General features: G+C 64.1%; 8 protein-coding genes. 7 read left to right on the top strand and 1 reads right to left on the bottom strand.

Annotated elements, in window-relative coordinates; all coding sequences use genetic code 11:
- Window positions 1-52: 52 nt before the first annotated feature.
- Entirely contained in the window at window positions 53-1,546 is a 1,494-nt protein-coding gene (locus E8E95_RS12105) for an aldehyde dehydrogenase family protein (protein WP_280350368.1), read from the bottom strand.
- Window positions 1,547-2,001: 455 nt separating this feature from the next.
- Between E8E95_RS12105 and peaA the strand changes: the two genes are divergently transcribed.
- From peaA to E8E95_RS12070, 7 genes are all read left to right on the top strand, one after another.
- Window positions 2,002-3,519 (top strand): quinohemoprotein amine dehydrogenase subunit alpha, encoded by a 1,518-nt coding sequence (peaA, locus tag E8E95_RS12100; RefSeq protein ID WP_280350370.1) that lies wholly within the window; start codon window positions 2,002-2,004, stop codon window positions 3,517-3,519.
- Window positions 3,520-3,593: 74 nt separating this feature from the next.
- Window positions 3,594-5,024 carry a quinohemoprotein amine dehydrogenase maturation protein gene (gene peaB / locus E8E95_RS12095; protein WP_280350366.1) on the top strand — a complete coding sequence of 477 codons (1,431 nt, stop codon included), beginning with the start codon at window positions 3,594-3,596 and terminating at the stop codon, window positions 5,022-5,024.
- A 1-nt stretch (window position 5,025) separates the two neighbouring features.
- The gene (gene qhpC, locus E8E95_RS12090) at window positions 5,026-5,349 is read left to right on the top strand and encodes a quinohemoprotein amine dehydrogenase subunit gamma (RefSeq protein ID WP_077526464.1); all 324 of its coding nucleotides are present in this window, start codon (window positions 5,026-5,028) and stop codon (window positions 5,347-5,349) included.
- Between the two features lie 29 nt (window positions 5,350-5,378).
- Window positions 5,379-6,503: a quinohemoprotein amine dehydrogenase subunit beta gene (gene peaD, locus E8E95_RS12085; RefSeq protein WP_280350363.1), complete on the top strand. Its 1,125-nt coding sequence runs from the start codon at window positions 5,379-5,381 to the stop codon at window positions 6,501-6,503.
- A gap of 314 nt (window positions 6,504-6,817) precedes the next feature.
- On the top strand, window positions 6,818-8,518 hold the full coding sequence (locus tag E8E95_RS12080) for an AMP-binding protein (protein ID WP_280350361.1): 1,701 nt from the start codon (window positions 6,818-6,820) through the stop codon (window positions 8,516-8,518).
- A gap of 181 nt (window positions 8,519-8,699) precedes the next feature.
- On the top strand, window positions 8,700-9,728 hold the full coding sequence (locus tag E8E95_RS12075; RefSeq protein ID WP_280350359.1) for an AraC family transcriptional regulator: 1,029 nt from the start codon (window positions 8,700-8,702) through the stop codon (window positions 9,726-9,728).
- A gap of 80 nt (window positions 9,729-9,808) precedes the next feature.
- A partial coding sequence (locus E8E95_RS12070; protein WP_280350355.1) for a methyl-accepting chemotaxis protein occupies window positions 9,809-11,718 on the top strand: 1,910 nt, incomplete at its 3' end.

The raw sequence follows: 11,718 nt of genomic DNA, 5'->3' as shown, positions 1-11,718 counted from the left end.
CGTAGGATGGGTAGAGGTACGAAACCCATCAGAGCGAAGGCCGTCCGGGCACTCAGAGCTTGATCAGCACCGACTTCAGCTCGGTGTAGTGCTCGATGGCCGCCGCGCCCATTTCGCGGCCGACGCCGGAGAGCTTGTAGCCGCCGAAGGGCAGGGCCGGGTCGAGGGCGCTGTGGCAGTTGACCCAGACCGAGCCGGACTTGATGCGCGGGATCATCCGGTGCACCGCCGCGAGGTCGTTGGACCAGACGCTGGCGCCGAGTCCGTAGGGGTTGTCGTTGGCCATGCGGATGACTTCATCGACGTCGTCGAAGGGCATCGCCACCAGCACCGGGCCGAAGATTTCTTCCTGCACCAGGCGGTGCTGCTGGTCGACGTCGACGATCACCGTCGGTTTGACGAAGTAGCCGGGGCCGAAGCCTTCGCCGCCGCAGGCGATGGTGGCGCCCAGCTCGCGGCCGAGCTGGATGTAGCCGGTGACGCGGTCCTGCTGCTTGGCGGAGATCAGCGGGCCCATCTGCACGCTCGGGTCGAGGCCGTTGCCGAGCTTCATGCCGTTGGCGATGCCGGCGATGTCGGCGATCACGTTGTCGAAATGCTTGCGGTGTACGTACAGGCGCGAGCCGGCGCAGCAGACCTGGCCCTGGTTGAAGAAGATCGCGCTGGCGGCGCCGGCAGCGGCTTCCTGCAGGTTGGCGTCGGGCATGACGATGGTCGGCGACTTGCCGCCGAGTTCCAGGGTCACGCGGGTCATGTTGTCCATGGCCGCCTTGCCGATCTGCTTGCCGACTTCGGTGGAGCCGGTGAAGGTCAGCTTGTCGACGCCCGGATGGCGGGTGAGGGCGACGCCGGCATTCAGGCCGGTACCGGTGATGACGTTGAACACCCCGGCCGGGTAGCCGGCTTCCAGCACCAGCTCGGCCAGCTTGAGGGCGGTCAGCGGGGTTTCGTCGGCGGGTTTGAGGATCACGGTGCAGCCGGTGGCGAGCGCCGGGCCGAGCTTCCAGCAGGCCAGCAGCAGCGGAAAGTTCCAGGCGACGATGGCGCCGACCACGCCCACCGCTTCGCGGCGGATGAAGCCGTGGAACTGATCATTGGGCATCAGCGGCAGGGAAGCGTCGACCGTGCTGCCTTCGATCTTGGTGGCCCAGCCGGCCATGTAGCGGAGGAAGTCGATGGCCAGCTGCACGTCCATGACGTGGGCCACGGCGGCGCTCTTGCCGTTGTTCAGGCATTCCAGTTCGGCCAGCTCCTGGGCGTCGCGCTCCATCAGGTCGGCGAGGCGCCACAGCAGGTTCTGCCGTTCGCGCGGACGCATGCGGCTCCAGGCGGAGTCATCGAAGGCCTGGCGCGCGGCCTGCACGGCGCGGTCGACATCCTCGGCGGTGGCGGAGGGCACGTTGCCGAGGACTTCGCCGCTGGCGGGGTTGCGGAAAGTCATGGTGCTGCCGCTGGCGGCGTCCTGCCATTCGGCGCCGATCAGCATCTTCAGCTTGCGATTGAGGAAGGCGGTGGTCTGGGGAAGGACGGGCAGGTCAGCGAGCATGGGGGAAGCCTCTATTCATTGAAGTTGTACCTGGCTTTCGCAACCCCCATGCCAAGCCCGTGAATTCCGCATAAGACAATGATTTAAAAGGAATTTTATGGAGTTTTTCGGTCGTCGCCGAATCTCTCGCTGTTGCACTTTGAGACTCGCTGAGACGGGCCTGGAACAGTCGCACCGTCTACCTTTACTGGATGCTGGGTGGTGCAGTCTCAGCGTGGAACAGTCTGTCGCGAAATTAGACGCCGGGCTCCACTGCCAGCATCCCTGCCAAGCCTGCGTTTTACGGCTAAAGCGTTGTTATAAAAGGACTTTCACCGGCATGGCACACATTATGTATTTGCCGTGACAACTGCACCCGCTCCGCCGTGGGGTGCAAATCATAAGAACAACACCGTGGAGGTCTGACCTTGAAGACGACTCGACTCCGGCAGCACGCGGGCACCCTGGCACTGGCCATGGCGTCCCTCATGTTCGCCCAGGCCCATGCAGCCGAGGAGGGTCCAGCCCTCCTCAAGTCCAAGTGCATGGGTTGCCACATCCCCGAGGGCAACGATACCTACAGCCGCATCAGCCACCAGCGCAAGACCCCTGAGGGCTGGCTGATGAGCATCGCCCGCATGCAGGTGATGCATGGGTTGCAGATCAGCGACGACGACCGTCGCACGCTGGTCAAGTACCTGGCCGACAAGCAGGGCCTGGCACCCAGCGAGACCGAGGGTGTGCGTTACGCCATGGAGCGTCGCCTGAACACGGTGGAGAAATTCGACGATCAACTGAGTCAGACCTGTGGCCGCTGCCACTCCGGTGCTCGCGTCGCTCTGCAGCGTCGCCCAGCCAAGGAGTGGGAACACCTGGTCAACTTCCACCTCGGCCAGTGGCCGTCCCTCGAATACCAGGCCCAGGCCCGCGACCGCGACTGGCTGGACCTCGCCCTCAAGGAAATGGTGCCGGAACTGGCCAAGCGCTTCCCGCTGGAAGACCAGGCCTGGGCCGACTGGCAGAAGGCCAAGCCCAAGGCTGATGCCCTGCCGGGACAGTGGAGCTTCAGCGGCCACATGCTCACCAAGGGTGACGTGCGGGGCGTGATGACGGTGACCTTGGAGGCCGGCGACACCTTCAAGGTTGACGTGAAAGGCCAGTATGCCGACGGCACGCCGTTCAACGGCAGCGGCTCGGCCATCCTCTACAACGGCTACGAGTGGCGCGGCAATGTGAAGGTCGGCGAGACCAACCTGCGCCAGGTATTCGCCGCCATCAACGGCGAAATGAAAGGCCGCATGTTCGAGGCCGAGCATGACGAGCGCGGCCTGGACTTCAGCGCCGCGAAGGATGGCAATGCCAAGCTGCTGGCCGTGCAACCCGCCTTTATCAAGGCTGGTAGCGAAGCCGAGCTGACCCTGGTGGGCAGTGGCCTGAAGGGCACGCCTGACCTCGGCGCCGGCGTCGAAGTGGTGAAAGTGCTGGAAGTCACGCCGAAGCTGGTACGGGTCAAAGTCAAAGCCGCCGCCGATGCCGCGCCGGGCGTGCGCAGCGTGGCCCTCGGCGATCTCAAAGGCGTCGACCTCGCGGTCTACAAGGACATCGCGGAAGTGAAGGTGGTGCCCGAGTTCTCCATCGCCCGTGTTGGCGAGAACGGCGGCTCCACGCCCAAGGTGCAGGGCCGCTTCGAGGCCGAGGCCTGGGGCAAGGGTGCCGATGGCCAGCCGTACCGCATTGGCTACCTGCCGGCGAAATGGTCGGTCGAGCCCTTCGACGAGCGCGCCAAGGAAGACGAGGACGTGAAGTTCGCGGGTGTGATGCAGGCCGATGGCGTGTTCATCCCCGGCGGCGCCGGTCCGAACCCGGAGCGCAAGATGATGACCAACAACGCCGGCAACCTGAAGGTGATCGCCCAGCTGGAAGAGGGCGGCCAGAAGGGTGAAGGCCACCTGATCGTCACCGTGCAACGCTGGAACAACCCGCCGATCCCGTAAGCGGTATCGGCTCGGGCGGGGCAGCCCCCGCCCGGATTCGCAACGACGATTGGGAAGAATTCCGGGAGGTCGCCATGGGCGCAATCTTGAATCTGGTCGAACGCAACCTGCACGAAGTGCGGGTGGATGCCGACCGCATGCTGTTCCATATCCCGAGCAGTTCGCTGTTCGCTACCGATGAGGTTACCGGTGGCATCATCGACGCCCTGCGTCAGCAGAGCTGCTCGTCCGAAGACCTGGTGCAACGCCTGTCCGGGCGCTTCGCCGGCCAGGATATCGATGAAACCCTGCGCGAGCTGATCGCGCTGGAAGTGGTGAGCGATGGCTCGCCGCTGACGCCGGAGATCGGCATCAGCAAAGTGGAGCGCACGGCGCTCAACACCGTGGTGCTGAACGTCAACACCGGCTGCAACCTGAGCTGCACCTACTGCTACAAGGAAGACCTGGACAAGCCTTCCGCCGGCAAGAAGATGGGCGCGGAAACCGCCGAGGCCTCGGTGGAAATGCTGCTCCGCGAGTCACCCGACGAAGAGCGCTACAGCGTGGTCTTCTTCGGCGGCGAGCCGCTGTCCAACCGTCCTCTGATCGAGCACATGGTGGACTACTGCGAGCGTCGCTTCGCCGAGGCCGGCAAGCAGGTGGAGTTCATCATGACCACCAACGCCACGCTGCTCACCGAAGAGATCATCGACTACCTGAACAAGCATCGCTTCGGGTTATCGGTGAGCATCGACGGGCCGAAGACGGTGCACGACCGCAACCGCATCACTGTGGGCGGGCAGGGCACCTATGACGTGGTGCGGCGCAAGGTGGACCTGCTGCTGTCGCGCTATCGCAGCCGTCCGGTAGGCGCGCGGGTGACCCTGACCCGCGGCATCACCGACGTCGAGACCATCTGGAACCACCTGTTCAACGAGCTGGGTTTTGCCGAAGTCGGCTTCGCGCCGGTCACTTCGGGCGACATGGCGAACTACAACCTGACCAGCGAGGAGCTGGTGGAGGTCTTCGCCAACATGAAGGCTCTCGGCCGTCGCTACCTGGAAGCCGCGCTGGAGCACCGCAACATCGGCTTCTCCAACCTGCACCAGCTGATCACGGACATTCATGAAGGCCACAAGAAGGCGCTGCCCTGCGGTGCCGGCCTGAAGATGCTGGCGGTGGACCACAAGGGCGAGCTGAACCTCTGCCACCGCTTCACGGGTTCCAGCATGCCGACCTTCGGCAACGTGCACAGCGGGGTGAAGCAGGTCGAACTGAACGACTTCCTCTCCCAGCGCCTGGACCGCAGCAACACCGGCTGCGACACCTGCCGCATCCGCAACCTGTGCTCCGGCGGCTGCTACCACGAGAGCTACGCCCGCTACGGCGATCCTACTCACCCGACCTATCACTACTGCGAGCTGATGCGCGACTGGGTGGACTTCGGCATCGAAGTCTACAGCCGCATCATGGCCGTCAATCCGGCCTTCATCAGCAGCTACATCTCTCCGCGGAAGGCGCACTGACATGAAACATCTGAAGCCGCTCAACAACAAAGCGCAAATGCTCGAAAAAGCCGCAGCCGAAGATCGCATCGAAGAAGTCGTGGCCATGAGTGCGGTGGCCGGTTGCACGGCCACCACCGATCCGGGCTGGGAAGTGGACGCCTTTGGCGGGGTGAGTTCCCTCTGCCAGCCGATGGAAGCCGACCTCTATGGCTGCTCCGACCCTTGCTGGTGGCCGGCACAGGTGCCCGACATGATGAGCACCTACCAGGACTGGAACGCCCAGGCGACCAACTCCATGGACGACTGGCGCAACCTCGGCACCGTATTCCCGAAAGACAAATGACCGGCGATAAGAACAAGAGGGAAACACTGATGAAACTCAAAGCCATCGCCAGCCTGGCGACCGCTGTTGCCGGCCTCGCACTGGGCATCAATGCCTGGGCTGCGGACGAATCCGGCCCTGCACTGAAGGCCGGTCATGAATACATGATCGCCACCAACTACCCGAACAACCTGCACGTGGTCGATCTGGCCACCGACAGCCTGTACAAGACCTGCCGCCTGCCGGACGCCTTCGGTCCCGGCACCGCCATGATGGCGCCGGATCGCAAGACCGCGTTCATACTCAACAACCACTTCGGCGATCTTTACGGCGTCGACCTGGACGACTGCAAGACGGTGTTCCACGCCAAGCTGTCGCAAAAGCCAGGGGAGAAGGTGCGCTCGATGTTCTCCTTCGCCCTCAGCCCGGATGGCAAGGAGCTCTACACCACCGTCAATCCGACCGAAATGCTCAATGACCATTACGTGGTCAAGCAGCCGCGACTGGAGGTCTATGACACCAGCGCCGGTCTGGACGCCAAGCCGGTGCGCAGCTTCCCGATGCCGCGCCAGATCTACCTCATGCGCGCGGGCGACGACGGGACCCTCTACGTCGCCGGGCCGGACATCTACAAGATGGATGTGAAGACCGGCAAGTACGAAGTCGCGGTGCCTGGCCGCAACTGGAAGCGCCCGCTGTACAGCCCGCCGGATGTCCTCTACTTCTGGCCGCACCAGACGCCGAACCACGAGTTCTCGATGCTCTACACCACGGCCAAGTTCAAGGACGAGAAGCAGGACCTGGCCACCGCCGACTTCATCTATGGCTTCGTAAGCATCGACCTGAAGACCGGTAAGTCCACCGTCCAGGACTTCGCGCCGCTGACCGAGCTGTACTTCACCGGCCTGCGTTCGCCGAAGGACCCGAACCAGATGTTCGGCGTGCTCAACCGCCTGGCCAAGTACGACATCAAGGAACAGAAGCTGATCAAGGCAGCCAACCTGGATCACTCCTACTACTGCGTCGCGTTCAATACCGAGGGCTCCAAGCTCTACCTGGCCGGCACCTTCAATGACATCGCGGTGTTCGATCCGGACAGCCTGGAGAAGATCAAGAACATCAAGCTGCCGGGTGGCGACATGGCGATCACCACGACGCAGGTGTTTGTGAGGTAAGGCGGGGTTTGATTGGATTCTTTGTGGGGGCGAATTCATTCGCTAAGCAGGACGCAGTCCTGCCATCAGAATCGATGGGGCAGCTGCGCTGCCCTTAGCGACTGAAGTCGCCCCCACAAGGAGGGTGAACCATTCGAGCACCCGACAACCGAACCCATATCCGACCGATGAGTCACTAGACAGGAAAACCGGCTTTATTTACCTTTACGTTTACGTAAAGGTAAATAAAGCCCAGTACGTACCAGGCCTCTCTGCCGTAGTTGGAGGCCCGTTGATCAGCGTCGATCCCAGCACAAAGACAAGAAGGGAAAGCCATGAATCACCAGAGCTACACCCGGGGGCGGCAGGACAAGGACCTGCTCGCCATGACCATAGGCGCGGCATTCGATGCCACCGTTGCCAAGTTCCCCGAGCGCGAGGCGCTGGTAGTCAGGCATCAGGGCCTGCGCTACAGCTGGAAGGAACTGGCAGAGGCCGTGGATCTCCACGCCCGTGCCTTGCTCGCACTGGGCCTGAACAGCGGCGACCGCCTCGGTATCTGGGCGCCCAACTGCGCCGAGTGGTGCATCACCCAGTTCGCCAGCGCCAAGATCGGCGCCGTCCTGGTCAATATCAATCCGGCCTACCGCAGCAACGAGCTGGAGTACGCGCTCAAACAATCCGGTTGCCGCTGGGTGATCTGCGCCGATGCCTTCAAGACGTCCGATTACCACGCCATGTTCCTCGGCCTGGTGCCGGAGCTGGCCGCGGCGGAGCCGGGCAGCCTGAACTGCGAACGCCTGCCGGAACTGCGCGGCGTGGTCAGCCTCGCCGCCAAGCCGCCGGCCGCGTTCCTGCCCTGGGCTGAACTGCAGCAGCGGGCAGGGGAGGTGAGTGTCGAAGCCCTGGCAGAGCGCCAGTCCACCCTGCAGTTCGACGACCCCATCAACATCCAGTACACCTCCGGCACCACAGGCTTCCCCAAGGGCGCCACCCTCAGTCACTACAACATCCTCAATAACGGCTACATGGTCGGTGAGAGCCTCGGCCTGACCGAGCAGGATCGCCTGGTGATCCCCGTGCCGCTGTACCACTGCTTCGGCATGGTGATGGGCAACCTGGGCTGCGTGACCCACGGCTCCACCATGATCTACCCGGGCGACGCCTTCGATCCGCTAACCACCTTGCGAGCCGTGTCCGAGGAGAAGGCCACCGCCCTGTACGGCGTGCCCACCATGTTCATCGCCGAACTGGATCATCCGCAGCGTGGCGAGTTCGACCTGTCCAGCCTGCGCACCGGCATCATGGCTGGCGCCACCTGCCCGATCGAGGTGATGCGCCGTGTCATCAACGAGATGCACATGAGTGAAGTGCAGATCGCCTACGGCATGACCGAGACCAGCCCGGTGTCGATGCAGACCGGTCCGGACGACGAACTGGAACTGCGCGTGACCACCGTCGGCCGCACCCAGCCGCACCTGGAAAGCAAGATCGTCGACGCCGAGGGCAGAATCGTCCCGCGCGGCACGATCGGCGAACTCTGCACCCGTGGCTACAGCGTGATGCTGGGTTACTGGAACAACCCGCAGGCGACCACCGACTCCATCGACCCGGGGCGCTGGATGCACACCGGTGACCTCGCCTCCATGGACGAGAACGGCTACGTCTGCATCGTTGGCCGCAGCAAGGACATGATCATTCGCGGTGGCGAGAACGTTTACCCGCGCGAGCTGGAAGAGTTCTTCTTCACCCACCCGGCTGTGGCCGACGTGCAGGTGATCGGCATTCCCTGCAGCAAGTACGGCGAAGAGATCGTTGCCTGGATCAAGTTCCACCCCGGCCACACTGCCACCGAGGACGAGCTGCGTGCCTGGGCGAAGGAACGCATCGCCCACTTCAAGGTGCCGCGCTTCTTCCGCTTCGTGGATGCCTTCCCGATGACAGTGACCGGCAAGATCCAGAAGTTCCGCATGCGCGAGATCAGCATCGAGGAACTGACCCCGCCGAAGGACGACAAGGTGACGGCGATTCGGTAGGGCCGGTAAACAGGGGCATTCTTCGCTCTTTTTGTGGGGGCGAATTCATTCGCGAAGCAGGACGCAGTCCTGCCATTGGTAGTTCCATGGGGCAGCTGCGCTGCCTTTAGCGAATGAATTCGCCCCCACAGGTAAAGCCCCTACAATGCCGCATCGCCGGAAATCAGCCCCAAGGGAGCCCATGACAGGCACGTCCGCCGAGAAAGGCACCATCTCCGTCCGCCTCGTCCACGAAGCCCTGCTGGAATTGCGCCAGCGGGGCTTTGACGATTCAGGGTTGCTGAACCGGGCCGGCATTCCCGCCGAGCTGCTGGCCAAGCCTTATGGGCGGGTGTCGTCGCAACTCTATGGCGCGCTCTGGCTGCTCATCGCGCAGACCATGGACGACGAGTTCTTCGGCATGAATCCGCGGCGGATGAAGTCCGGCAGCTTCGCCTACATGACCCGTGCGGCGGTGAAGGAGCCCACGGTGGGGGCGGCCCTGGAGCTGTCCCTGCGTTTCCTCGAACTGGTCTTCGACGGCCTTTCGCCGCGTCTGGAACGGCGGGGTGGCCTCGCAGAAATCACCCTGGATGAGCCCGAAGGCCAGCAATGCCGTGCCTTCAGCTATTTCACCCTGTGGCTGATGATTCACGGCCTGATGTGCTGGCTGGCGGGGCGGCGCATTCCCATCCTCGGTGTCGACCTGCGCTGCACGGTGCCGGACTACATCGAGGACTACCGGGTGATGTTCAGCACCAACCTGCGCTTTTCCCGTCCGCAGAGCCGACTGCTGTTCAACGCCGATTGCCTGGAACTGCCGGTGCGCCGCAGCACTCGCGACCTCAAGCGTTTCCTCGGTGGCCTGCCGGCGAACATCCTGGTGCGTTATCGCGACCCGCAGAGCCTGGCGGCGCGCATCCGCGCCTACCTGCGCAGCATCAAGCCCGAGCGCTGGCCGGATGTGGAGGCGTTGTCCAGCCACTTCTACATGGCGCCATCCACCCTGCGCCGCAAGCTGTCCCTGGAAGGGCAGTCCTACCAGGGGCTGAAGGATCAGGTCCGCAGGGACCTTGCCATCGCCCGGCTGGACCACGGCGAAGGCAACTTCACCGAACTGGCCTTCGAACTGGGCTTTGCCGACACCAGCGCCTTCTACAAGGCTTTCAAGAAATGGACCGGCTCGACGCCGGGGCAATACCGTTCATTGATTCATCCCGACTCAAGTTGAAGCCGTTTTCGGCCGCTATAGAGAAAGGCGCGCCATGTCCGCGCCCCATCGCTGATCCGAAGTAAACAGGACCCTTGCCCATGCCCCTCAACCGACTTTCCATTCAGTGGAAGATCACCCTGCTGGCCGGCCTCTGCCTGCTGGCCATCGTTGCCGTGCTGATCGGCATATCGCTCTATCGCATGGGGGCGGGCACCGAGCTGGTCAAGGCGAACAGCGCGCAGATGCTGGAAGCTTCGGCCCGGGAGCGCATGGAGGGGGAGGGCAAGGTGCAGGCGCTGACCATCCAGCGTTACTTCCTGTCGACCTATCAGGACGGCCTCAACTTCTCCCGCCAGGTACTGCAGCAGCGGCGTCAGGCGCAGAAGCTGCAACTGGACAGCCAGGCCCTTCGCGAGGACCTGCATCAGCAGGTGAAGGCTGCGCTGCAGGCCAACCCGCAACTGCTCAGCCTCTACCTGGTGTTCGAGCCGAACGCGCTCGACGGCAACGACGCCCTTTACGCCAACCGCGCCGAACTGGGCAGCAACGAGGTGGGTCGCTTCTCCACCTACTGGGCCCAACGCGGCGGCAGCCTGAGCAGCCTCGCGCCGACCGAGGTGATGATCAGCGATGCGACCCCGATGCTCGATGGCAGCCCGTTCAATACCTGGTTCAACTGCCCGAAGCAGACCCTGAAGCCCTGCCTGCTGGACCCGTACTTCGACGATGCCTCGGGCCAGAAGACCCTCATCACCACCCTGACTTTCCCGGTGATCGAGGACGGCAAGATGCTGGCCGTGGTTGGCATGGATATCAGCCTGAGCAACCTGCAACAGCTGGCCAGCGCCGGTAGCCAGGGCCTGTACGACGGGCAGGGGGCCATCAGCATCCTCAGCCCCGCCGGCCTGCTCGCCGGCTACAGCGCGGATGCCGGCCTGCTCGGCCAGGGCCTGGCCAAGGCCTACCCGAACGAAGCCAATGCGCTGCTCGGCCTGCAACGCGAGGGCAAGGCCCACGAGCAGCAGGCCAATGACCACTTGCAGGTACTCGCGCCGCTGCAGCCGATCCCGGAATCCAAGCCCTGGGCCGTGCTCCTCGACGTGCCCATACCGACCCTCCTGGCACCGGCCCTCGAACTGCAAAAGGACCTGGACGCACGCAATGCCCAGGGCACCTGGCTGGAACTGCTGTTCGGCGTTGCCGCCGCCGTCGCCGGCCTGCTGCTGGTGTGGCTCACCGCCCGAGGCGTGACCCGGCCGATCCTCGGCGTGGCCAGCATGCTCAAGGACATCGCCAGCGGCGAAGGCGACCTGACCCGCCGCCTGGACTACGCCCGCCAGGACGAACTGGGCGAGCTGGCCGGCTGGTTCAACCGCTTCCTCGACAAGCTGCAGCCGATCATCGCCGACGTGAAACGCTCGGTGCAGGACGCCCGCAGCACCGCCGACCAGTCCGCGGCCATCGCCAGCCAGACCAGCGCCGGCATGCAGCAGCAGTACCGCGAAGTGGACCAGGTGGCCACCGCCTCCAACGAGATGAGTGCCACCGCCCAGGACGTCGCCCGCAGCGCCGCCCAGGCCGCCGAAGCCGCCCGCGGCGCCGACCATGCCACCCAGGAAGGCCTCGGCGTGATCGGCAAGACCACCAGTGCCATCGAGCAACTGGCCAGCGAGATGAGTGCGGCGATGGAAGAGGTGCAGGCACTGGCCAACAGCAGCGAGCAGATCGGCTCGGTGCTGGAAGTGATCCGCGCGATCGCCGAGCAGACCAACCTGCTGGCCCTCAACGCCGCCATCGAGGCGGCGCGGGCCGGCGAGGCCGGACGTGGTTTCGCGGTGGTGGCCGATGAAGTGCGCAACCTGGCCAGGCGCACCCAGGATTCGGTGGAGGAAATCCGCCAGGTGATCGAAGGCCTGCAGCACGGCACCCGCGAAGTGGTCGGCTCGATGCACAGCAGCCACCGCCAGGCGCAGGGCAGCGTCGAGCAGGTGGAACAGGCGGTGACCGC

It is taken from the genome of Pseudomonas sp. BN414, from assembly GCF_029871275.1.
Lineage (GTDB): Bacteria > Pseudomonadota > Gammaproteobacteria > Pseudomonadales > Pseudomonadaceae > Metapseudomonas > Metapseudomonas resinovorans_C.
The sequence above is the reverse complement of the archived record's forward strand: the minus strand, read 5'-3'. Positions and strand labels throughout refer to the sequence as shown.